At 63.0% G+C, this 24379-nt stretch carries 20 protein-coding genes; 15 read left to right on the top strand and 5 right to left on the bottom strand.

Annotated elements, in window-relative coordinates:
- Nucleotides 1-84: 84 nt before the first annotated feature.
- From coxB to EOB49_RS38605, 15 genes are all read left to right on the top strand, one after another.
- Nucleotides 85-1062, top strand: a complete 978-nt coding sequence (gene coxB, locus EOB49_RS06075) for a cytochrome c oxidase subunit II (RefSeq protein WP_245472548.1) — start codon at nt 85-87, stop codon at nt 1060-1062.
- Nucleotides 1059-3587: a cytochrome c oxidase subunit I gene (ctaD, locus tag EOB49_RS06070; RefSeq protein WP_127380467.1), complete on the top strand. Its 2529-nt coding sequence runs from the start codon at nt 1059-1061 to the stop codon at nt 3585-3587. The genes coxB and ctaD overlap by 4 nt, the downstream gene beginning before the upstream one ends.
- 7 nt (nt 3588-3594) lie before the next feature.
- Nucleotides 3595-3969 (top strand): hypothetical protein, encoded by a 375-nt coding sequence (locus EOB49_RS06065; RefSeq protein ID WP_127294296.1) that lies wholly within the window; start codon nt 3595-3597, stop codon nt 3967-3969.
- Nucleotides 3966-4586: a cytochrome c oxidase assembly protein gene (locus tag EOB49_RS06060; protein ID WP_245472540.1), complete on the top strand. Its 621-nt coding sequence runs from the start codon at nt 3966-3968 to the stop codon at nt 4584-4586. Before EOB49_RS06065 ends, EOB49_RS06060 begins: the two co-directional genes overlap by 4 nt.
- 32 nt (nt 4587-4618) lie before the next feature.
- A complete protein-coding gene (locus tag EOB49_RS06055; RefSeq protein WP_245472537.1) occupies nt 4619-5668 on the top strand; it encodes a c-type cytochrome in 1050 nt (349 codons plus the stop codon).
- A gap of 38 nt (nt 5669-5706) precedes the next feature.
- On the top strand, nt 5707-7041 hold the full coding sequence (locus EOB49_RS06050) for a sorbosone dehydrogenase family protein (RefSeq protein ID WP_127380464.1): 1335 nt from the start codon (nt 5707-5709) through the stop codon (nt 7039-7041).
- A gap of 226 nt (nt 7042-7267) precedes the next feature.
- Nucleotides 7268-8464, top strand: a complete 1197-nt coding sequence (locus EOB49_RS06045; RefSeq protein WP_245463602.1) for a helix-turn-helix domain-containing protein — start codon at nt 7268-7270, stop codon at nt 8462-8464.
- Nucleotides 8465-8567: 103 nt separating this feature from the next.
- Entirely contained in the window at nt 8568-10595 is a 2028-nt protein-coding gene (locus EOB49_RS06040) for a hydantoinase/oxoprolinase family protein (RefSeq protein ID WP_127380463.1), read from the top strand.
- A gap of 3 nt (nt 10596-10598) precedes the next feature.
- A complete protein-coding gene (locus EOB49_RS06035) occupies nt 10599-12566 on the top strand; it encodes a hydantoinase B/oxoprolinase family protein (RefSeq protein WP_127380462.1) in 1968 nt (655 codons plus the stop codon).
- Nucleotides 12567-12728: 162 nt separating this feature from the next.
- Complete coding sequence (locus tag EOB49_RS06030) at nt 12729-13580, top strand: FAD binding domain-containing protein (RefSeq protein ID WP_127380461.1); 852 nt, start codon at nt 12729-12731, stop codon at nt 13578-13580.
- Nucleotides 13577-14074 (top strand): (2Fe-2S)-binding protein, encoded by a 498-nt coding sequence (locus EOB49_RS06025; protein ID WP_127380460.1) that lies wholly within the window; start codon nt 13577-13579, stop codon nt 14072-14074. The genes EOB49_RS06030 and EOB49_RS06025 overlap by 4 nt, the downstream gene beginning before the upstream one ends.
- Complete coding sequence (locus EOB49_RS06020) at nt 14067-16415, top strand: xanthine dehydrogenase family protein molybdopterin-binding subunit (RefSeq protein WP_127380459.1); 2349 nt, start codon at nt 14067-14069, stop codon at nt 16413-16415. The genes EOB49_RS06025 and EOB49_RS06020 overlap by 8 nt, the downstream gene beginning before the upstream one ends.
- A 12-nt stretch (nt 16416-16427) precedes the next feature.
- Complete coding sequence (locus EOB49_RS06015) at nt 16428-17159, top strand: LamB/YcsF family protein (RefSeq protein WP_127380458.1); 732 nt, start codon at nt 16428-16430, stop codon at nt 17157-17159.
- Between the two features lie 94 nt (nt 17160-17253).
- Nucleotides 17254-18636 carry an aspartate aminotransferase family protein gene (locus EOB49_RS06010; protein ID WP_127380457.1) on the top strand — a complete coding sequence of 461 codons (1383 nt, stop codon included), beginning with the start codon at nt 17254-17256 and terminating at the stop codon, nt 18634-18636.
- A complete protein-coding gene (locus EOB49_RS38605) occupies nt 18633-19301 on the top strand; it encodes a nuclear transport factor 2 family protein (protein WP_127380456.1) in 669 nt (222 codons plus the stop codon). Before EOB49_RS06010 ends, EOB49_RS38605 begins: the two co-directional genes overlap by 4 nt.
- Nucleotides 19302-19457: 156 nt before the next feature.
- Here EOB49_RS38605 and EOB49_RS06000 read toward each other — a convergent pair whose 3' ends face one another.
- Genes EOB49_RS06000 through EOB49_RS05980 form a run of 5 tightly spaced genes read right to left on the bottom strand, consistent with a single transcriptional unit; the run spans nt 19458 to nt 24181 of the window.
- Nucleotides 19458-20651: an ABC transporter substrate-binding protein gene (locus EOB49_RS06000; protein ID WP_127317803.1), complete on the bottom strand. Its 1194-nt coding sequence runs from the start codon at nt 20649-20651 to the stop codon at nt 19458-19460.
- Between the two features lie 43 nt (nt 20652-20694).
- Complete coding sequence (locus tag EOB49_RS05995) at nt 20695-21786, bottom strand: branched-chain amino acid ABC transporter permease (protein WP_127326909.1); 1092 nt, start codon at nt 21784-21786, stop codon at nt 20695-20697.
- Between the two features lie 4 nt (nt 21787-21790).
- Nucleotides 21791-22696, bottom strand: a complete 906-nt coding sequence (locus tag EOB49_RS05990; protein WP_127319977.1) for a branched-chain amino acid ABC transporter permease — start codon at nt 22694-22696, stop codon at nt 21791-21793.
- Between the two features lies 1 nt (nt 22697).
- Nucleotides 22698-23432: an ABC transporter ATP-binding protein gene (locus tag EOB49_RS05985; RefSeq protein ID WP_127380455.1), complete on the bottom strand. Its 735-nt coding sequence runs from the start codon at nt 23430-23432 to the stop codon at nt 22698-22700.
- Entirely contained in the window at nt 23429-24181 is a 753-nt protein-coding gene (locus tag EOB49_RS05980; protein WP_027163992.1) for an ABC transporter ATP-binding protein, read from the bottom strand. The genes EOB49_RS05985 and EOB49_RS05980 overlap by 4 nt, the downstream gene beginning before the upstream one ends.
- Between the last annotated feature and the right edge of the window lie 198 nt (nt 24182-24379).

Raw genomic sequence — 24379 nt, 5'->3', positions numbered from 1 at the left:
CGTTTGTGAGCAAGGGCATCGATTGGAGGGATAGATTCGTCAACAGTTCCAAGCACAAGCGCCCGGATTACGAAACTCGCTGCGGTGCGCTGGCTCGCGCTGTGGTTATGCTTGGGAACCTGTTCCAGCTGCTCGGGAGCCCAGTCGGCGCTTGATCCGGCCGGAGAGGAAGCGCGCCAGATCGCTGACCTTTTCTGGCTCATGGCCATTGCTGGCGGTTTTATCTGGCTGACGGTCATCGGTCTTCTGGCCCACGCGACACGTCATGAGCGCACTCCCATAGACGAGCGTGTTGCAAGCCGGCTGATTTTCTGGGGCGGGGCAGCCATTCCTTCGCTACTCCTCTTTCTCTTGCTAGGCTATGCGCTTTGGTTGATGCCTGGACTGAGACCTTTCGCACGAGCCGGCGAAGCCAATGGTCTCAGGATCGAAGTGACTGGTGAGCAATTCTGGTGGCGGGTCGCCTACCACCCGGCTGACGGCGGAGTTCCTATTCTTTCCGCCAACGAGATCAGGCTGCCGGTTGGCGAGCGCGTCGAGTTCTTGCTGAAAAGCACCGACGTCATCCATTCCTTCTGGATTCCCGCGCTCGGTGGCAAGATGGACATGATCCCGGGTCGCGTGAATCGGCTCTCGTTGCTGGCGACCAAACATGGCACCTACCGCGGCCCTTGCGCGGAATATTGCGGGACCTCGCACGCGCTGATGACCTTCACGGCCGTCGCCATGCAGCCCGCTGCCTTCCGGGAATGGCTGGCTGTGCGGGCGAACCCTTCGCCCGGCGCATCCTTGCCCGGACGCGACATATTCCTTCGCAACGGCTGCGGCGCGTGCCACCGCGTTGCGGGCACACAAGCTGAGGGTGGTGTCGGCCCGGATCTCTCGCATATGGGTTCGCGGGGAACGATTGGTGCCGGCGTTTTGCCCACCGACGATGAGGCCGTTCGTAGCTTCATCGCCCATTCGCATTTGATCAAGCCGGGTTCGAAGATGCCCGACTTCAACATGCTGCCCCAACAGGACCTCGCCGAAATCGCCTCCTGGCTGAAGGGGCTCGAATGACAACCCTCAAAGCCCGCATCAAGCGAAACGCCTTGCCCTCCGCAGAGAAGATCGAAAAAGAACAGCTGCGCCTCGTCTGGAAGACGCCGATCGGCTGGCGTTACTGGACTTCGGTCAACAATACGCAGGTTGGCCTCTGGTACGGGGGTGCGGCCTTTGCCTTCATGCTGTTTGGCGGCGTACTGGCGCTTCTTGTGCGCACGCAACTCGCGGTTCCGGGAAACAATTTCCTCTCTGCCGACTTTTATAACCAGGCCTTTACGCTGCATGGCACCGTGATGATGTTCCTGTTTGCCGTGCCTATCTTCGAGGCCGTCGCGATCTTTCTGCTGCCGCCGATGCTCGGTGCGCGTGAACTGCCATTTCCCCGTCTCGGCGCCTTCGGCTTCTGGAGCTTTCTGATCGGCGGTGTCTTCGTTTGCGGTTCGATCTTCTTCGACGCCGCTCCCTCTTCAGGCTGGTTCATGTATCCGCCTCTTGCCACTGACAAGGCATATTCCGGCATTGGTGCCGACATCTGGCTGCTGGGCCTCTCCTTTATCGAAGTCGCCTCCATTGCTGCGGCGGTCGAACTGATCGTCGGCATCATGAAGTGCCGTGCGCCGGGCATGCGCATCAACCTAATGCCACTGTTCGCCTGGTACCTGCTGATCGTCGCGGGCATGATACTATTCGCTTTTCCGCCGCTGATCGCCGGCGACATCCTGTTTGAGATGCAGCGCATGTTCGACTGGCCGTTCTTCGACCCGACGCGGGGCGGCGACCCACTGCTGTGGCAACACCTGTTCTGGATCTTCGGGCACCCCGAGGTCTACATCATCTTCTTGCCCGCCATCGCGCTGATGGCGATGATCGTGCCAACCTTTTCGCAACGTCCGATCGCCGGCTACTCCTGGATCGTGCTTGCCGCTGTCGGCACCGGCTTCCTATCGTTCGGCCTCTGGGTCCACCACATGTTCGCTACCGGCCTGCCGCAGATCTCGCTGGCATTCTTCTCGGCCGCCTCGGAAGCGGTCGCGATTCCAACCGGCGTGCAGATCTTCGTCTTCATCGCCACCATGCTGGCCGGACGTGTCATCTTCTCGGTGCCGATGCTGTTCGGCGCCGGCGGGCTCGCTATCTTCGTCATCGGCGGGCTGACCGGCGTGATGGTCGCGCTCGTTCCGTTCGACTGGCAGGCGCACGATACCTATTTTATCGTCGCACATCTGCATTACGTGCTGATCGGTGGAATGCTGTTCCCGCTGGTCGCCGGCGTTTACTATTATTACCCGCTGATCAATGCGCGGATGCTCTCGCCCCGTCTCGGGCGCACCGCCTTCTGGCTGATGTTTGCCGGCTTCAACGTCGCGTTCTTTCCGATGCATCTCAGCGGCCTGCGCGGGATGCCGCGCCGCGTCTTCACCTACCCCGAGGGGATCGGTTGGGACTGGCTGAATCTCATCTCCACGATCGGCGCCTATGTTTTCGCGGCAGGGGTGCTGGTGGTTGTCTTCGATGTTGTACGGCCGAAGCATCGCGAACCCCGCAGCGAGCAGAATCCGTGGAAGGCGGGCACGCTCGAATGGCTGAACGAGCCCGAGGAGAACTGGGGCGTTCGATCCATTCCGATCATCGAGAGCCGGTATCCGCTTTGGGACCAGGCGGATCTGATGCAAAAGGTCAATGAGGGCGCCTATTATCTTCGCAGTGCCAAGGAGAATCGCCGCGAGACGCTCATCACCTCGGTGCTCGACGCCCATCCGCTACAGTGCCAGCGCGTGGCGACATCAACCACGATCACAATAATCTCGGCCGCATTGCTCGGCGGGGTCTTCGTCGCGCTCACCTTCGAACTCTGGATCCTCGCCCTATTGTCGGGCATCGGCACGCTCTCTGCCGTTCTGTGGTGGCTCTGGACCGGCACCGGCGAAACCCCGGAAAAGAAGACCAAGGATGTCGGCCTTGGATTGCGCTTGCCGCTCTATGCCTCCGGTCCGGATTCTGTTGGCTGGTGGGCGATGTTCATTACGATGGTTGGCGACGGAACTGCCTTCGCCAGCCTCATCTTCGGCTATTTTTTCTACTGGACCATCCATCCCGACTTCACTCTGGGGCAGCCGGGTCCCGGTATGCGGTGGCCGATGATCGCGCTGTCTCTCTTCGTCGCCGCATGGGTCGCGATGCTTGGTGCGCGCCGACTGAACGCAAGCGGGTGGATCGACGGCGCACGCGCTGCGCTTGTTGCTGCGTTTCTGCTGACGCTTGCTGCCTCTGCAGCCGGTTTTGCCGGACCCTGGCAGCATGACATGCAGCCGACCGCGCATGTCTATCCGGCGATCGTCTGGATTCTCGTCATCTGGGCGCTTGCTCATGCCGCGGTCGGATCCGTTATGCAGCTCTATTGCCTTGCGCGCAGCCTCGCCGGTCGCCTGACGCGGGAGCACGACATGGAACTGCACAACGTCGCGCTCTACTGGCACTTTATGGCGATCACCGCTGTCATCACCTTCGCCGTCATAGGTCTTTTCCCGGAAGCGATGTGAGACGGTGATGCGCATCATTCCCAAAGAGGTCGAAACGCTCTGGACGCTCTTCACCGCGCCCGTGATCTGGGCCGGACATTTCCTCGCCTGTTATGCACTGGCCGCAATCTGGTGTGCCAAGCGCGGTGACCTCGGTTTCGCTGTCGTCCAGGCTGGCATAGTGGCTATGACGCTGGCGGCACTCGCGATGATCGTCTTATCCGGGTGGCTCGCCTGGAGGCAGTGGGGCTTCGGCACGAACGACCCGCCGCACGACGATCCCACAGCGACGGACCGCAACCTCTTCCAGGGGTTTGCCACGCTACTGCTTTGCGGCCTGAGCTTCGTCGCCGTGCTTTACGTGGCGCTGCCGCTGCTCTTCATCGACGGATGCTCCTCATGAGGACGGCAAGCCTGTTGCTGGGCTTCGTCACCCTCGCGCTGGTCTGGGTGGGACCGCTGCTCGATGCGTGGCGTGGCTCGTTCGCGGCCCACATGCTTGCCCACATGGGCGTCGTCGCGATCGCGGCGCCGCTGATCGCAATCGGTATTGCCTGGCCGATACGCTCCGTGGCCACCGCCGCTCCCCTTATCGCCTCTCTCGTCGAACTGATTGTCGTCTGGGGCTGGCATGCGCCGGCTGCGCGCCAGTGGGCCGAGACATCGACCATCGCCACCATGATCGAGCAGGTGTCCTTCCTTGGCGCCGGGCTGTTCCTGTGGCTGACGTGCATGGCGCCGCGCAATGCCGATGCGCCGGCTAGGGACGCTGCCGGCGCCTTCGCGTTGCTCCTGACCTCCATCCACATGACGTTGCTTGGCGCGCTGCTCTCGCTCGCCTCGCGACCGCTCTATGGCCTCGGCGAAGTGACGTGCTTCGGCCTCGTGCTCGGGGCGGGGCAGGACCAGGCGCTCGGCGGCATCATCATGTTGATGATCGGCGCTGCCGTTTACCTCGCTGGAGGCGTCTTCCTGCTTGCCAGGCTCCTAGGCGGCAAAACCGAGAGGCTGGCTGGCTGATGCACGTCAACTGGAAACACTTGGCGATAGGCTTGGCGATCTTGCCGGCCGCGGTGCTTTTCGCAACCTGGATCGGCTTCTTCAACGTTGGTGCCTCGACCGGCCACTGGAAGGTGACCGAATGGTTCCTGCACTTCGCGATGCGCTCGGCCGTGCGGACATACGCACTCACGGTCAAGGTGCCGGACGAACTGCCGCGCTACGCTATTCAGCCGGCTGCCGGCCATTTCGCGCGCGGCTGCGCCATCTGCCACGGTGCGCCCGGCGAACCGCGGTCGCCCGCCGTCCTTGCGATGCTGCCGCAGCCGCCGGACCTTGCCGGCAAGGTCGGCGAATGGACGGACGCCGAACTCTTCCGCATCGTCCAGCACGGCGTGCGCTTCACCGGCATGCCGGCCTGGCCGACGCAGCAGCGCGACGATGAAGTCTGGGCGATGGTCGCCTTCCTGCGCGAACTGCCGACGATGGACGAGGCGCGGTGGCGCGACCTTGCTTATGGCAGTAGCGAACCGTCGACTGGCCAAACACAAGGCCTCGAACGCGCACTCGCCGACTGTACCCGCTGCCACGGCACGGACGGGCTCGGCCGGAGCCCCGCAACGCCCGTCTTGGCCTCTCAGCGCGAAACCTATCTTCTTGAAAGTTTGAGAGCCTACGCTGCCGGCCACCGCCAGAGCGGTGTCATGGGAATTTCTGTCACCGCTGTCGACCCTGCACTCCTCGCCGATCTCGCGCGGCATTTTTCCGCGCTGCCTGCGCCTGCAACGTCGACGCAACCGGACCGTGCCCGGATCGCGCGTGCCGATGAGATCGCGCGACGCGGCATCCCGGAGCGCGACGTTCCGGCATGCCTGGGTTGCCACGGTCGTCCGGACCGCAACCCCATCTATCCGGAACTGTCCGGACAGCCCGCCAAATACATTGCGACCCAGCTCGAGCTTTTCCGGGAGGAAAAGCGCGGCGGTACGCGCTTCGCCCATCTGATGCGCAACGCTGCTAAAAACCTCTCGGACGAAGATATTGCCGCACTGGCCGCCTATTTCGCGCAAATGTCGCGTGCCGCCGCAACCGGAACGCCCTGATGGCGTTACGTCACCGTCCCAATCTTCGGGAATATCTGATGCGAAAAATTCTCGGCGTTTTACTCGTCATTGTCGTCTTCGTCGTAATCGCGGGGGCGGGCTTGTTCTTCTTCTCGCGCGAACAGGCCACCGTTCCGATCGAGCAGACCTACGGTCCAAACCCGACGCTTGCCGAACCCAATCCGACCTGGATACCCACGGTCCACGTTGCCGAGGCGACCCCTTGGCCCCAGGGCAAGATGCCGGTCGCCGCCCAAGGCTTCGCCGTCAACGAATTCGCTGGCGGCCTCGACCATCCGCGCTGGCTGCACGTGCTGCCCAATGGCGACGTGCTGGTCGCCGAAAGCAATGCGCCGCCAAAACCTGACGAAGGTTTTTCCATACGTGGCTGGTTCATGAAACTGTTCCAGAGCCGGGCTGGCGCCGAGGTGCGGAGCGCCAACCGTATCTCGTTGTTACGCGACGAGAACGGCGATGGCGTGGCTGAGACCAGGACAGTCCTCCTCAGCAGCCTCTTCTCGCCCTTCGGCATGACGCTGCTCGACGGCAAGCTCTATGTCGCCAATGCCGACGCGGTCGTCGCTTTCCCCTATCGCGATGGCGCCACCGAGATCACTGCTCCGTCCGAGAAGATCGTCGACCTTCCAGCCGGCCGCAATCACCATTGGACCAAGGACGTCGTTGCCAGTCCGGACGGAACGAAGCTCTATGCCACCGTGGGCTCCAACTCCAATGTCGGCGAAAACGGCATGGAGGAGGAAGAAGGCCGCGCCGCCGTGCACGAAATCGACCTCGCGACGCGGCAGACGCGGCTCTTTGCGTCGGGTCTGCGCAACCCGAACGGCCTCTCCTGGAACCCTGAAACCGGGGAACTCTGGGCGGTCGTCAACGAGCGGGACGAGATCGGCAGCGACCTCGTTCCCGACTACATGACATCGGTCAGGGATGGCGCCTTCTACGGCTGGCCCTACAGCTATTTCGGCCAACACATCGATGTCAGGGCGGAGCCACCGCGTCCGGACCTCGTCGGCAAGGCGATCGTGCCCGACTACGCACTGGGGGCGCACACCGGGTCGCTTGGGCTCACCTTCAACACCGCCGACCTGTTCGGCCCGCACATGAAGAATGGCGCCTTTGTCGGCCAGCATGGTTCATGGAATCGCATGCCGCGAAGCGGCTACAAGGTGATCTTCGTGCCGTTTGCCGACGGCAAGCAGTCGGGGCCGCCGCAGGACGTGCTTACCGGATTTCTGAGCAACGATGACAAGGCATTCGGCCGTCCGGTCGGCGTCGCCATCGACCGAACTGGCGCATTGCTGATCGCGGATGATGTGGGCAACAAGATTTGGCGGGTGATCCCGGCGGCCGACTAGGCCGCCGCATTGCTTCGCGCGTGGAAGGGTTTGGGCTCATGCCAAAACGACCGAGGAGCCGAGCGGATCGGCGCCATTTTTGGCGAAACAGGGTTTCTCGGCCGGGGGCTCGTGCAAAGTTGCCTGGCGAAGAAGTTTCGGATGCGCGCTGTGTCCCGCCATCCTCATCGCGCGAAACCAAACACGGCGACGGCCGCGCCCAAGGTGCACGAGCCGGTCGAGGCCGATGTATGGTTCCAAGTTGGCTTGCGGTTTGCGCGCCCAAGGCTGGTTTGATCAACTGCACACCAGGACCGTGACGATAACTGAAACCGTCGCGAGCTCCGGCTCTTGGGCCAACGGCCACATAAGTTTATTCGTTTTTGACCAATACGCGCCGGCGGATTCCTGTAATCTTCAGAAAAACACCGGGCTAACCGGGGCCAATCAGAAAGGTCGGGGAATGAAATACGTCGTCGATACGATCGGCGGTCCCACAGGCGGTGATGCCTGGCAAGCCGCTGTTACCGAAGCCTATTTTCCGCTCGACACCGAGTATCGGAACCGTCGTGAATTTTCGGGCACGCTGGAAACCTTCTCGCTTGGGCTCGTCAGCGTGTCTAAAATGCGCTGCGATGCCGTAAGCTATCGCCGCCATCGCCGCCACTTCCTCAACGAACGTGACGCCAGCCTGCTCATCACCATCCCGGAGATGTCGGAGGTGAATTTCTCGCAAGGGTCGAGGACCGTCAATTGCGGTCCGGGGGGCTTCCTCGTTGAGAGGGGAGACGCGCCTTACGAATTCTGGCACGGCAAGCCAAACGCGCTGTGGGTCCTGAAGGTGCCATCGTCGAGCGTTCGGGCGCGGATCGGGTCTGCCGAACGGCTCAGTGCGCTCAGTTTCGACGCGACCCAGGGCGTCGCCGCGCTCTTCCTCGACACGGTGCGAACCACGATCGGCCATGTCGATGAGATCACTGAAGTCGCTCGTGAGATGATGGGCAGGCACATCCTGGAAATGCTGTGCCTGTCGATCGTGAGCGACGATCGCGTGCTGGACAGCAGCATCTCGTCGATCCGGGCCGGCCATTTGCATCGTGCCGAGCAGTATATTCGCGACAATCTGAAGAATTCCGGCCTCGGCCCGCAGGCGGTGGCCGATGCCTGCGGGATTTCCCTGCGTTACCTGCAGGTTCTTTTTCAGGACAGCAACCAGTCGATCAACGGCTTCATCCGCGACGCCCGGCTTGAACTTTGCGCCGAGGAACTGATGTCGGTGACCAACATCAGCAGCGTTGCCGAGATTGCTTACCGCTGGGGCTTTGCCGACCAGTCTCAATTCTGCAAGCATTACCGGACGCGGTTCGGTTGCGCACCGACCGATACCCGTCGCGAAGCAGCGAACCGGGCAGGCCGCGCTTCGACCTCAAGAGAGCGGCACTAGACCCGGCGAAATCCGGGCCAATTCCATAATCTATTGCGACGCCGCCCCGGCAAGGGCGGCGAAAGCCGGGCCTTGCCCGCAAATATCCCGCGAAGGAACTGTCATGAGCAGAATAAGAGTTGCCGTCGATGTCGGAGGGACTTTCACCGACATCTGCATCATGGACGAAGACAGCGGCGCGATCCGCATCGAGAAGACCGCCTCCACGCCTGACGATCCCATGCAGGCGATCATGAATGGCGTGGAGCAGGGTCGCATCGATCTTTCGGAGGTGACGCTGTTCTCTCATGGTACGACGGTCGCCACCAATGCGCTGATCACCCGCCGCCTGCCACGCACCGCAATGGTCTGCACCGAGGGTTTCCGTGATGTTGTCGAGATCCGCCGCGCCAACAAGGAAGACCTCTGGGACACCTACAAGGATGTCGCCAAGCCCTATATCCCGCGCCGCGACCGGCTGACAGTCCGGGAACGGATCAGTGCCGAGGGCACGATCCTGGAAGCACTGGACGAAGAGGCCGCTCATCGCGTCGCGGAAATTCTCGTCAAACGGCAGGTCAAGTCCATCGCCGTCTGCTTCATGAACTCCTATGTCAACGGCGCCAATGAGCGCCGCATGCGTGAGATTCTGAAGGAGGCCATGCCGGATCTGCCGGTCTCGATCTCCTCGGAGGTGATGCCGGAAATCTTCGAGCACGAACGTTTTTCCACCACCATGGCCAACGCCGTCTGCGCCCCGGTCGTCGTCGATTACGTGTCGCGTCTTGGAGAAAAGCTCGCGGCCGCCGGATACAAACGAGATCTCCTGTTGCTGCACAGCGGTGGCGGGGTCATGACGCCCGCGAGCGTCAGGGATTTCTCGGCCCGGCTCGCGGGATCCGGCATCGCCGCCGGCGCAATCGCAAGCCGCTTCATCGGAAATCTCTGTGGCTTCCCGAACTCGATCGGCTTCGACATGGGCGGCACCAGCACCGACGTCTCGCTCGCATGGAACGGGGAGTCGCGCATCACAAAAGACTGGTACATCGAATTCGGATACCCCATCCGCTTCCCCTCCATCGAGGTGCTGACCATCGGCGCGGGCGGCGGGTCGTTGGCATGGCAGGACGAGGGCGGCAGCTTGCGCAACGGACCGCAGTCCGCCGGCGCCTTTCCGGGCCCGGCCTGCTACAAGAGTGGCAACCGCACCGCCACCAACACCGATGCCAATGTCGTGCTCGGCCGTCTCGGCACCAGCCTTGCGGGCGGCAAGATCACGCTCGACCCCGCCCTGGCCGCCCAGGCGGTGCAGGAGACTGTGGCGACACCCTTCAGCATGGAACTCCACCAGGCGGCCGAGGCGATCATCGCCGTCGCCAACGCCAATATGGGCAATGCCGTGCGGCTTCTCTCCATCAGCCGGGGCTATGATCCACGCGACTTTGCGCTCGTCGCATTCGGCGGTGCAGGCGCTTTGCACGGAGCGGCCGTGGCGAAGGAGCTTTCGATTCCAACCGTGATCGTACCGCCTAATCCTGGCGTCACCTCCGCGCTCGGTTGCCTTCTCGTCGACGTGCAGCATGATTTCTCCGAAAGCTTCATGGCCGATGCTTCGACGGTCTCGCCCGCCGAGATGCAGGCGGCCTTTGTTCTGATGGAAGAACAGGCCGTTGAGCGCCTGACCCATGAGGGCGTGGCGCGCGAAGACATGGCGCTGCAGCGTACGGTCGAGATGATGTACCAGGGCCAGTGGCGCTCGCTCGCGGTGTCAGCCCCGGCGCGGATCGAGAGCATCTGCTCGCTGATAGAGGCATTCCACAACGAGCACGAACGCGAGTTCAACTACCGCCGCGAAGAGGCGCCGGTGTCGATCTTCCGCATCGCGGTCAAGGCGATCGGCATCGTACCGAAAGCCGAGATGCCGCGGCATGAAGTCTTGCCTCATGTGCCCGAGCCGCTCGGCCGCCGCGGCGTCTGGTTCGACGGCGTATCTCATGATGCGGCTGTCTATGAACGCGACCAACTCAGCGCCGGCGCTGCCTTTGCGGGACCCGCCATCGTCGAACAGTTCGATTCCACCACCGTGGTTCCGCCGGGAATGAGCGCGACCGTCGACGGCTTCCTGAACATTCTCATCGTGACGAAAGGCTGAGACATGACAAAGCTGATTGAAACGAGCCCTGGCCTCGATCCGGTAACGTTCGAGGTGCTGAAGAACTCCTTCATCACCACCGTCGACCAGATGGCCGAACAGATGCTTCGCACCTGCTATTCCTTCGTCATCTACAACCGAGACTTTTCGAACGCCCTGCACGACGCCGATGGCAACTCGGTCGCCCAGGGCAACTACGACATCGCGGTCCATGTCGGCACACTGCACAACACATGCAAGGAGGTGATCCGGGTCTTCGAAGGCGATATGGCACCCGGTGACGTCTACGCAATCAACGATCCCTATGCCGGCGGTACGCATTTCAGCGATGTTCGGCTCGTCCGGCCGATCTTCGACGAAGACAAACTGATCGGCTTCTCACAGTCGAACGGCCACTGGTCGGATCTTGGCGGCTCGGTGCCGGGTTCCTTCGACGTCACCGCCCGCGACATGTTTCGCGAAGGCCTGCGGATCACGCCGTTGCGCCTTTTCCAGCGCGGCCGCTTCTGCTCCGACGTCGCCAACATGATCGCGGCCAACACGCGCGATCCCGCGTCGATCATTGGCGACATCCATTCCCAGGCGCAGGCGACGCAGGCCGCCGAGCGCGAACTGTTGCGGCTGGTCAAGAAGTACGGACGCGGCCAGGTCATGCGCGGGATGGAGGAGGTTCAGGACTACGTCGAACGTGCCGTGCGAAAGCGTCTCGCGGAGCTGCCCGACGGCACTTGGGAGACGGTCGACTACATCGACCGCGATCTCGGTGCCGGCGAAGGCATGATCCCGATCCGCATCAAGATGACGATCAAGGGCGACACGATCCACTACGATTTTACGGGAAGCCATTCGACCATTGCCTCGATGTACAATTCCGCCCCGGGCGCGACCTTCTCTGCCGTGGTCGCTGGCATGAAGACCTTCTTTCCGGACCTCCCGCTCAACAGCGGGTTTTACCGGATGATCGAGGTAACCGCGCCAAAGAACAGCATCGTCAGCGCGGAATGGCCGGTGGCGGTGACCGGGTTCCTGATGCCGTTCGAAAAGATCATGAACGCGATCTTCGAGATGTGGTCGAAGATCATGCCCGAACGCGCTATCGCCTGCGCCTTCAACCTCGAATATCTGCTGGCCGGGGGACGGGACGCACGCAAACCCGAAAAGCCGATCTTCATGTTCTACGAATGGCTGCCCGGCGGTTGGGGCGGGCGCAACGGCAAGGATGGTGCCGATGTCACCACCGCCTGCTTCGGAACCGGGCTGATGTCGCAGCCGAACGAAGGCAACGAGCGGGTGAATCCCACTCGGACACTCGAGTTCCAGATCAAGCAGGATTCAGCCGGGCCCGGCAAATGGCGGGGCGGCGTCGGCGTGCAGAAGACTTCGTTGCTGCTTGAGGCTGAAAATGCCGTCATGTCCTATATTTGCGACCGCGAGCGCGCTGTCGTCTGGGGTGTCGAAGGAGGCCTGCCGTCGATGCCCCACGGCTTGACCATGAAGCGCGCCGGAGAAGAGACCGAGATTTGGCTCGGCTCCGTATTCTCCGATTACTCCGTCCACACAGGCGACCAGTTCGCTCGTCCGACGGCCGGCGGCGGCGGTTTCGGCGATCCATTGGAGCGCGAGCCCCGCAAGGTGATGGAGGACGTGATCGACGACTACGTTTCCCTGGAGCGCGCCAGGACTGATTACGGCGTGGTGATCCGCGAAATCGACCGCGACCTGTGCCAGTACGAAATCGACGGGACGGCAACCGAAGCCTGCCGTGCCGACATCCGGGCGAAACGGAAGGACTGGGCACGCATGGATCCCGAGGAGGTCGCGCGCAAATACCGCTCCGGCGAGATCGATACGCTCGATGCGGTTCGGCACTATGCCGTGATCCTCGACTGGGAGACTGGCGAACTGCTCCCCAAAACCACCGCCCAGTTCCGGGAAAGTTTTGAGAAACGGACCGTCGCCCACTGGGTCTGAGCACTAACGAGCGCGCCGCAATCTTGCGGGCGCTCGCGGGATGCCCGAGTTATCTGTTTTTTCGATACGATATTCAAAGAATTACTATTTCACAGGAGCCTAAAGCTGGAGCAACAATGCTGCAGCGCCGCGAAAGTTGGCTGCTTCCGAGGGGTATGACAGATGGCACCAAGCGTGGAACGATCGTTCACCGCAGCCAGCACGATTGAAGAGGCAATGGCCGCACGCCGGCAAGGCGCGGCGGTGCTTGCCGGCGGCACCTGGATGATGCGTGATCCACGGCGCGGGGTCGATCTTCCCGAGGCGGTGGTCGCACTCCACCGAATACCCGCCTTGTCCAAGGTCGAAATCGAACCGGACCATGTCGTGATCGGCGCAGCCGTTACCCATGCAGTCCTTGGCCGTGCGTTGCACGGGGCAGTGGGCTTCGAAGGTCTGGTTGCCGCGGCGGAGACTGCGGCCAATCCTGGCATCCGAAAGGTCGCCACCGTGGGCGGCAACCTTTGTGCCCTCGACTTTGCCGCCGCCGATCTCGCTCCCGCGCTCCTCGCCTGTGAGGCGACGGTGGAGTTGGAGACGTTCGAAGGCCCAAAACTCATCGGTATTTCGGATTTCCTCAAAGACAGGCATGCGCTGCTGGCCGAAGCGATTGTGACGAGAATTCATCTGCGCCGCGACCTTGTCGCCAGCGCTCATATCCGCCTGCCGCTTCGAAAAGCCGGCGACTATCCGGTCGCCATCGTCTCGCTTGCGGTAGACAAGGACAAACGATGTCGCATCGCCGTCGGGTCGGTGGAGCCGGTAGCGCGGCGCTGGACGGCGCTCGAACAGGCTATGGCGGCGGACTCGGCCTCTGCGTTCGATCCGGAACGCGCCGCCGGGCTTGCGCTGGAGCACAATGATTTTCAGGGCCGCGACGGCAAAGAAGCGGAGGGTTGGTACCGGCGCCAGGTTCTTGCGCCACTGGTCAAGCGCGGTGTTGCCGCACTTCTCAAGACCGGGGGCCTGGCATGACCGTGATATTCCAGCTGAATGGCGAGGACTGCCGCTTTGATGGCGATCCGATGACGCCGCTCGTCGACATCCTGCGGCAGGAACGATTCCTGACGGGGACCAAAGCCGTGTGCCGCGAAGGCTTCTGCGGCGCGTGCACCGTGCATGTCGACGATGAAGCGGTGCCGTCCTGCCTGAAGCCGATTGGCCTCGTCCAGGGATGCGCGGTGACGACCATCGAGGGATTGAGTTCCGGAAACCAGGCGCTGCACCCGCTCCAGGCCAATTTCGAGGCGGCCGATGCCGTGCAATGCGGCATGTGTTTCCCGGGAATGGTCATGAGCCTTTCGGCGTTCGTGCGCGACAATCCGCATGCGGGCCGTGCCGAAATCAAGGCCGCGATGGTCGGCAACATCTGCCGCTGCACGGGATATGAGCGGATCGTCGACGCCGTGGCCGACTGGCTCGACCAAGCGCGGATGGCTGGCCAGGTGGTAGGAGGCATCCATGTCTGAGCTGTCCGCCACGGTGATGAACCTTCCCCGCCGCGATGCGCAGGACAAGCTGCGCGGGCGCACGAAATACACCAACGACCGGGTTCGCCCCGACATGTTGCATGCCGTGCTGCTGCGGTCGACCGTTGCCGCTGGGCGGATCCGCAAGCTCGACGTTTCGGCAGCACTTCGCTGTCCTGGTGTGCGCGCGGTGGCGACCGGCGCCGATGCGCCAGGGCTGTACGGCATCGGCATTGCCGACCATCCGCTTCTGGCCATCGACACGATCCGCTATCACGGCGAACCAATCGCCGTCATCGCCGCCGAAACGGAGAAGCAGGCGCGGGCGGCGCTTGCAGTCGTCGTGCTTGAGGTCGAACCGCTGGCACCGGTGTCCACCATGGCCGAAGCGCTCCAGCCCTCCGCCCGTCTCGTTCACGAGGGCTGGCGCGGCTATGAGGTGATCACCGAGGGCGGTGCACGTGCCGGCAACATCGCCTGGGAGGCAAAATCCAGTCGCGGCGACGTCGATGCGGCCTTCTCCCGTCCCGACATTCGCATTGTCGAGAGCAGCTTCACCGTCGGCCGGCAGAACCATGTGCCCTTCGAACCGCGCGTTGCCATCGGCTCCTGGGAGGACGGCCGTGCTCACATACAGACCTCGACGCAGGTGCCTTGGACTGTGCGCAACGTCACCGGAAGGGTCATGCAGCTTCCGCCCGGGCGTGTGCGGGTCACTGTACCCCCTGTCGGCGGCGGGTTCGGCCTGAAATTCGATGCATCCATCGAGCCTATCACGGCACTTCTGGCGCGAATGACCGGGCGCACGGTGGTCCTGGAAAATACCCGGCAGGAAGAGATGGCAACCTGCCTCTGCCGCGAGAATGCGGAAATCCGCATCCGGTCCGCTGTCACTGCCGAAGGATACATTGCCGGGCGCGAGGCGGTCGTGCTGATGGACTGCGGCGCGTATGGAGGCGAACAGGTTTTTCTGACGACGATGACGGCGCACACGCTGGGCGGCAATTACAGGGTTGGCGCAACGCGGCTCGTCAGCCGCGCCGTATACACCAACACACCACCCAACGGTGCTTTCCGAGCTTGCAACGGCGTCTACAACACATTCGCTTTGGAGCGACATACCGACGAAATCTGCGATGCGCTAGGCTTCGACCCTATGGAGTTCCGGAAGAAAAATGTCCTGGGAGATGGCGATCTCGGTGCCACGGGCCAGGTTTTCGAGGCCGATGTGCTGGGTCCGATGCTCGATCGCATGGAGGCGTTACGCGCCAGTACCGGTACATCAGAGGCCAAGGCCGACGGCAGGCTCTATGGAATTGCAACCACGGTCGGCACATGGTTCGTTTTCGTCGGGCCTTCGGCGGCGACGGTGAATCTGAACGCCGACGGTAGCGCAACGCTAGTCACCTCGGGTGTGGAGATCGGATCCGGCACGATGGTGCAATCCCTGCCGCAGATCGTGGCTGGGCAGCTCGGCCTCGCTCCCGACCAGGTGATCGTGCGCGAAGCCGATACGGATGCCGCCGGTCTCGATGTCGGCGTTGGCGGTGGGCGCACCACCGTCTCCATCGGTGCGGCAAGTGTGGCTGCCTGCGCGGAAGTGCGGGAGAAGCTGCTGCGGACCGCCGGTGAGATGCTCCAGACCCGACCGGAAGACTTGGTGGTGCGGGATGGTCGTGTCGAGATCACGGGACGTCCCGGTTCCGGCATGTCGATCCCCGCTGTCGTCGCCCATGCGCAGGCAACCACCGGCCCGGTCACCGGAAGCGGAGCTTTTACCGCCAGGAACACTCCGGCAATGTCCGGCTGCGCGATGGGGCACTTCATCGATGCGCTCGACATCCCCGTCTTCGTCGTTCACGAGGCCGAGGTGGCGGTTGATCCGGACACCGGTCATGTCGAGGTGCTGGCCTATCGCGTGGTGCAGGATGTCGGCCGCGCACTCAACCCGCGCGCGGTCATGGGCCAGATACAGGGTGGTGTCGTGCAGGGTCTCGGCTACGCCCTGCATGAGGAGGTGACGATCACCGCTGACGGACGCATCGCGCAGGACGATTTCGAGACCTATCGCCTGCCGCTGGCGCAGGACGTGGTTCCGGTCGCCGCCGACCTCTACGAGGGCGCACCGTCGATCGGGCCTCTAGGCACCAAGGGCGCGGGCGAGGTCCCGATCCTGGCCGTGGGCGCCGCGATCGGCTGCGCTGTGGCACGCGCTATCGGCAAACCGGTGCGGCAGCTGCCACTGACGCCGCCGCGCGTGCTTCGACTGCTGCATGAGCGCGAACCACCGCCGGAATTCCCGCACATCGCCCCCGGCTGGGCGTCGAACACTCTGGGCTGAGGCAAGCAAACCATGGTCACCCTGAACTGCGACATGGGGGAAAGTTACGGCAACTGGCGTTTCGGCGACGATGCCGGCATCATGCCTCACATCGATTGCGCCAACATCGCATGCGGCTTCCACGCCTCCGATCCATGGACGATGCTGAAGACCGTGCGGCTCGCGCTTTCGCACGGAAAGAAGGTTGGCGCGCATCCGTCCCTTCCCGATCGCGAGGGATTCGGCCGGCGCGAGATGAAACTTCAACCGGAGGAACTGACAGCCGCCTCCCTCTACCAAATCGGTGCTCTGACGGGGATGCTGGCCGCCGAGGGCGGGCAGCTCAGCCATGTCAAGCCGCATGGCATCATCTACGGCATGGCCGCGCACGACATAGACACTGCCCGGGCAATTGCCGCGGCGGTCAAGCCGTTCGGCGTCCCGCTCTTCGGCCTGGCGGGAACCCGTCACGAGACGGCGGCAGCCGAGCTCGGCGTTGCCTTCGTGGGCGAGTTCTTTCCCGATCTTGCCTACGCTCCCGGCGGCAGCCTGATCATCCCGCGCGTCCAGTCGGCCATCGACCTGACACTTGCCGAGCATCGCATGGTGGGGGCGCTTACCCGACGCGAACTCGTCACGACAGACGGTACGATCCGCCCGGTCGACTTCGACACCGTCTGCATCCACTCCGATCCTCCGAATGCGCGCGACGTCGCCGCGCTGATGCGGCGGATCATCGATACCCATTCCAACAGCCTGCCATGATTCGTTTCCCGAATCGTGAAAGCTCCACGCATGGGATCGAGGACTATCTCGAACTCACCGCCCGAACCATTTCCCCAAGCCGCTGAGGACTTCCATGGATGCGCTTTCCAACTCTCTCGCCGCCGCCGACATCGCCACCACCATGCACCCCTACACAAACCTGCGTCAGCACGAACAAACCGGGCCGCTGATCATCAGCCGCGGCGACGGCATCCGTGTGTATGACGAACGCGGCAAGGAATACATCGAAGGGCTCGCCGGGCTGTGGTCGGTGGGCGTCGGCTTTTCGGAAAAGCGGTTGGCCGATGCTGCCTATCAGCAAATGCTGAAGCTGCCCTACTATCACACCTTCTCCTCCAAGGCGCATGAACCGTCCATCCGGCTCGCGGAGAAACTCGTGGAGATGACGCCGGAAAACCTGACGCGTGTCTTCTTCACGTCGTCGGGCTCGGAAGCCAACGACACCATCGTCAAGATGATGTGGTTCATGAACAACGCGCTGGGCCGGCCAAAAAAGAAGAAATTCCTGGCACGGACCAAGGGCTACCACGGCATCACCGTCGCCTCCGGCAGCCTGACAGGCCTGCCGGTCAACCATCGCGACTTCGATCTTCCGGCGATTCCCGTTCGCCACCTGACCTGCCCGCACTTCTATCGCTTCGGCATGGAAGGCGAAGACGAAGCCGCCTTCACGGCGCGTCTGCTCGCCGAGCTGGAAGCGGTGATCGCGGAAGAAGGGGCTGATACCATCGCAGCCTTTATAGGAGAGCCGCTCATGGCAGCCGGCGGCGTTCTGCCGCCGCCGGTCGGGTACTGGGAAGGCGTGGAGAAAATCTGCCGGGCAAATGATATCATCCTGGTAGCAGACGAGGTGATCTGTGGTTTCGGACGCCTCGGCACGCCCTTCGGCGCTCAGAAATACGGCTTCACGCCTGATGTCATGACGGTCTCCAAGCAAATCACGTCGTCTTATATGCCGCTTGCCGCCGTCATTTTCTCCGATGCGATCTATCAGGCGATCGCCGACAACACCGCCACGATCGGCAATTTCGGCCACGGCTTCACCGCGTCAGGACATCCGGTCGCCACGGCGGTGGGTCTCGAAAACCTCGCCATCTTCGAGGAGCGGGACTTGATCGGAAACGCGGCCCGCCTTGAGACGTCGTTCCAGGCCGGCATCCGCTCATTCGCCGATCACCCGCTTGTCGGCGAAGCGCGGGGCACCGGTCTTATCGGCGCCGTGGAGCTGGTGGCAGACAAGGCGACGAAACGCCCCTTCGCCAAGGTTGGGCGTGCAGGGACTATCGCAGCAGGAATCGGCCACGAGGAAGGCCTCATCTTCCGCGCCATCGGCGACCAGCTCGCGCTCTGTCCGCCGATGATCTCGACAGAAGACGATGTGAAGGAAATCATGACGCGCATGGGCCGGACGCTTGAGCGCCTGACCGGTGCGGTCGCCAAGGAGGGACTTGAATGACCCGCATGAAAGCCGAACCGGTCGTCCATATCGACGACGAACGCTTCCGGGTCACCGAATGGCGCTTTGCCACCGGGGCCGAGACCGGCTGGCACATCCATGGCCATGACTACGTCATCGTGCCGCTTACGGACGGCAAACTCGGTCTCGAAGGCCCGGACGGCGCGCAGTCGCAAGCCGCTCTCACCCAAGGGGTGCCCTATTCGCGGCGGACGGGTGTGGCTCACAACGTCATCAATGCCGGCGATGCACCGCTCGCCTTCCTCGAGGTCGAGGTCGTTGAAGCCGGCGATCTCGCAGCCAGGCGGCTGGCCGTGCTCGACCGGTTCCTCGCGGCCTGGAACGCCCGCGACGTGGGCGCGCTGATGGACTGCATGGCTGAGAATTGCGCTTTCCACGGCTCGGCTGGACCCGATGCCGAAGGGCGCAAGCATATGGGGCGTGACGCCGTGCGCGCCGCCTATGCAGCGCTGTTCGATGCCTTCCCGAAAGCCGAGTGGACCAGGGGACGGCACGTCGTGACGGGCGACACCGGGCTTTCATCATGGCGCTTCGTCGGCACCACGGCAGCGGGGCAGAAAATCGAAGTCGACGGCTGCGATATCTTCGCTTTCTCGGGGGAGCTCATAGCGCTCAAGGATTCCTACCGCAAAGCGCGAGGGTAGCGAAAATCTGAATTCATCGGGCAACAAGGGCGGTCCAAACGGGCCGCCCTCATTTTTTGTCCAAAGGCAAGATCCTCAAAGACGAAAGGCCCGGTCGTCCCAGAGGAACAGGGCCTTTCGTAGATGAAGGGCCGGACTTATCCGGCCCATCTTCTCCTACTTGAGCAAGGCTTCCATCGGTACCGGCTCGGAAATCGTCCAGTTGCCTACAACACCCGGCTTGCCGGCCTTGGTCTCGACGATCAGGTACCGCGTCTGGTTCTGGTGATGCAGTTCCGGCGAGAAGGTACGAGGCCCGAACAGCGTCGGCTCATTCTTCATCTTTTCCAGTTCCGCGACGACCGCGTCGGCATCGGCCGTGCCTGCACGCTCCACCGCCTTGGCCCAGACGTCGACCATGACGTAACCCGGAAAGACATACTGGCTCGAGGGATCGGCGCCTGTCTTCGCCTTGTAGGTGGCATTGAACTTCAGCACGGCCGGATTGGGATCGTCGCCATAGATCGATCCCTGAACGGGGACGTAGAAGTTCGTCAGATCGGGCACAGCCGAGAGCCAATAGCTACCGTCGACGCCCGATCCATTCAGGATCATGGAGTTGATACCCGCGGCGCGAAGCTGCTTGATGGCCGAGACAGCGCCCGGCATCATCGTGCAAAGCATGATCGCATCCGGCTCCTTCGGCAGAGACTTGATGCGGGTGATCTGCGCGGCGATGGAGGCGTCCTCGTTCTTGAAGGTGTCTTCACCGACAAGCTTCGCGCCCTGGGCTTCGAGCTTCGGCATCATCCAGTCGAAGCCGTCGCAGATGCCCTTGTTGTAGGCCGTCCAAGTATCGAGCAGACGGTAGAAGTCCTTTGCGCCCTTTTCCTTGAATGCCCACTCGGCCATGGTTGCGCCCTGCACGGCCGCCAGCACCGACGCGGAGAAGCTGTGCGGGCCGACACCCTGGATACCGGCCTTGACCGATTCTGCGCACAGGAAGAAGGAGATACGGCCCGCGTCCTCGGCCGCGAGCGCAGCCGGCGATCCGAAGTCGTAGTCGCAGGACACGACCACGAGATCCGCACCCTGGTCGAGCACGGAGAGGCCCGCCTTGGCGCCTTCGGCCCGGTCGGACTTGGTGTCGGCCTTGACAACCTTGATCTGCTTTCCAAGCAGGCCGCCAGCCGCATTGATCTCGTCGATGCGGATCAAGGCCGCCTCCTGCGCAGGCTTGTCATAAGCTTCCATGAAGCCCGACTCCGCAGTGGCGAAGCCGATGACGATAGTCTTGTCATCGGCCAGCGCCGGATATGCGATGGACATCGAGGCCAGAGCGGTTGCGACAATTCTCATTTTGTATGTCATGCACGTCTCCTTTTTTGTTTTCCGGTCGGGCTTGTGCCGCCGGTCACTTGTTGCGACTGCTGCGAGGTAAGGTGAGCTCGCGGTTGCCCATGAGTCCGGATGGGCGAAGCGCGAGGATCACGATCATGATGACGCCGAGGGCTATTTCCTGGACCCCTTTCGGGAGGGCGAAAGTGGACTCGCCGAGCGATACGCCTGCCTCCAGCCAGCGCAGCGCCTGGATCAGGGCGGACAGCAGGACGACACCCACCACACCCCCCGACAGGCTGCCCATGCCGCCGACGACGAGCATGGAAAGGGTGATGAAGGTGAGACCGAGATAGAATGTATCGGGTGTGACCACGCCGATGGAATGAGCCATAAGCGCACCGCCCAGCCCCATCACCGCGCCCGATACGACGAACGCCACGAGTCTTTCCCTGGGAATGTCGATACCGGAAGCCGCGGCGGCGGTGGGTTCGTCGCGGGCAGCACGAAGGGCCAGGCCGGACCGGGAGATCGCGTGCGCCCAGGCGATGAAGATTGCGACCACGGCGCCGATGAGATACGGCCAGATCATGCGCACGATCGGAATGCCGACGACCGATGAGGTCGCTCCGGTCACGCTCTCCCAATTGGAATAGATGGTGTTGATCATGGCGAGCATCGCGAAGGTCGCGATCGAAGCCGCGATGCCCGATAGCCGCATCAGCACCCGCCCGAAAATGAGAGCGGCGAGGGCAGCGAACAATGCCGCCAGCACGGCCGATTGCCAGTACGGCAAACGGGTCGCCAGCAGCCATTCGGGCAATCCCGGCAGCGAACCGCGTTTCATCATCGGATTGATGGTTAGCCATGCGGCCGCGTAGGCGCCAAGGCAGGTGAAGCCGATATGCCCGAAGCTGAGAACGCCCGAATTTCCGATAAAGATGTATAGGCCCACGACGAGGATGACACGGACGAACACGTCGATCACCGTCTGGTTGAAGGGCCGCGATCCGGTCATCACCGTGATCAGCGCGATGGCCAGCAGCAGCAGAGAAAGCAGGACCGGCGTCAGGATTGTGCGGCGGGCAAGCGCGAAGCGGGCGGGCTTTCGCTCGGCAGCCGCGGCACCGGCAGCGGTAGAGTTGGTGAGGGAGGCGGCGACACCCATGAAATCAGACCCTTTCCTTGGTGCCGCGCGCGGCAATAAGCCCTTGCGGGCGGAAGAGGAGAACGAGGATGACCGCTCCATAGACAAAGGCATCGCGGAACGGCCGGGCGTCGATGGGCAGCATGACCTGCATGATCACCGAGGCGGCACCCAGCAGGAAGCCGGCGAGCACGGCTCCCCCGAGGCTGCCGAGGCCGCCAATGACGGTGGCGATGAAGGCCATCAACATGATCGAGGCGCCCATCTGGATGTCCAGCGTGCCTGTCTGGGCGCCAAAGATCAGTGCAATGGCGGCGGCCAACGCGCCGGAGAGCGCGAACGCGCCCATGATAACCCGGTTCGCACGCACACCCAGCATGCGGGCCATCGAGAAGTTCTCGGCCGCCGCCCGCATCTCCAGGCCGAAGCGGGTTTGACGCAGGAACAGTGTCAGGCCGATCAGGATGACCATCGTGGCGACGATTGTTATGAGCTGGAGGAGGGGAAGCCTGGCACCGAGGATCTCCACCGGCTGGGACAGTTCGGGCAGCAGCGAGATTGATTTCGGCCGACTGGAGAAAAGCATGAGCAGGAAGTAGCGAATGACGAAACCGAGCGCGAAGGAGGCGATCATCATGGTTGCCGGATTTGCCTGGCGGAACCGCCTGAAGACGACGACTTCGCACAGCACCGACAGCCCGGCCCCGCAGAGGAGAACGAAGGGCACCAGCAGGTACCACGGCAATTGGCCGGCGAAGACGATGGCCATGGCGTCGGTTGACGGCCACAGCAGCGCGAAGACGCAGAAGGCGATGACGTCGCCATGCGCGAAGTTCACCAGCCGCATCACACCGAAGATGAGGGCGATGCCAAGCGCGCCCAGCGCGTAGAGCGAGCCAAGCGAGAGTGCGTCGAACAGGATCTGGAGCATCTCAGTGGTCCTCGTAACCGAAATAGGCAGCCTGGATCGCCTCGCCATTGCCGAGCGTCCGCGCGTCGCCATCGAGCACGATCTGTCCGCCACGCATCAGGATCATCCGCCCGCCCACCATCATCGCCCGGGCCGAGCTCTGCTCAACGATCAGGAGCGTGAGCTGGCGCTGCGCACGCAGCGCGATCAGCCGCTCGTAGACCTGATCGTTGATGTTGGGGGCGAGGCCCAGCGAAGGCTCGTCGATGGCTACAAGCCGCGGATTGGTCATCAACGCGCGTCCGATGACCAGCATTTGCTGCTGCCCGCCGGACAGCAATCCCGCCTGCCCATGCCGCCTCTCTTTCAGCATCGGGAAGGTTGCGTAGACGGCTTCGAGTTCGTCGGCCGCTCGGCTGCGCCAGCCGCGTTCGCGGGCGTGCATGCCGGTTCCGACCAGAAGGTTCTCTTCGGTCGTCAGCGAGCCGAAGACATCGCGCCCCTCCGGCACCATGGAGAATCCGAGCCGGGCGATGTTCTCCGGCGCCTGGCCGGTGATCTCATGACCTGCAAGGTCGATCCGGCCGCCCGCCACTGGCGTAACACCGGCGATCGCGCGCAGCAGCGAAGACTTCCCGGCTCCGTTCGGGCCGGTGATGAACAGGATTTCTCCCTCCTCCATGGAGAAGGAAACATTTCGGACCGCCGTGAGACGGCTGTAGCGGATAGTGATATCGGAAAGGGCGAGCAGGCTCATTCCATCGCCTCCAGCACAGGCAGGTCGGTGTTCGCGGCCGTGCCCATATAGGCGTGGCGCACCTTCTCGCTGTCGCGGATCGCGGCAGGCGGGCCTTCCTCGATGATCGCTCCGGAATCGAGCACGACGATATGCTGGCAAAGGCCGAGCACCAGCCCGACATTGTGCTCGATGAGCAGGACACCACAGCCGAGATCGCTGGCGATATGTCTTATCAGGGCCGAAAGCTCCCGCGCCTCCAGCGCGCTCATGCCAGCCGCGGGCTCGTCGAGCAGGATGTACGCGGGCCGTCCCATCAGGGCGCGGCCAATGGCGACGCGGCGCTCGTCCGTATATGGCAACGTTCCGGCGATGCGGGTGCCCAGCGCACCGATGCCTATCCAGTCGAGCATCGCTTCCGCTTCGGCGATGGCAGCGCGCCGGCTCATTCCCAGACCAACGCCGGTCACCTCCAAATTGTCCAGCACAGGCAGGTCGCGGAAGAGCCGCCCACCCTGGAAGGTGCGGGCAATGCCGCGCCGCCGGACCTGATGCGGCTTGAGACCTGTGAGTGCTGCCCCGTCGAGCTTGATGGTGCCTTCCGTCGGTGCCTGGAAGCCGGTCAGCACGTTGACGAGCGTGGTCTTGCCAGCGCCATTCGGGCCGATGAGGCCACTGATGCGGCCGGGCGTAATTTGGAGGTCTACCGATGACAGGGCCTTCAGCCCCGCAAACGATACCGAGACGTTCTCCGCGCTCAGATGACTCATGACCCTTTCCTTCTTTCTACCGACGGAAAGGCGCGAAGCATCCGGCCTTGCGGCCAGTCACGTTGCAAATGTCTTCCCCTGTCGGTTCCGGCGGTCTCTAGCGGACTGCTCGGGTGCCAAATTCACGCCGTTGCCCGGCGTCGTCTTGTCGTTTCGCGCACCGGATTTTGTCTTCCGCCACGCACGGTCGGTTTTGGC

It is taken from the genome of Mesorhizobium sp. M7A.F.Ca.MR.148.00.0.0 (assembly GCF_003997735.1).
In the GTDB taxonomy this organism is placed as follows: domain Bacteria; phylum Pseudomonadota; class Alphaproteobacteria; order Rhizobiales; family Rhizobiaceae; genus Mesorhizobium.
Note: the sequence above shows the minus strand (reverse complement) of the source record. Positions and strands in the feature narration are given on the sequence as shown.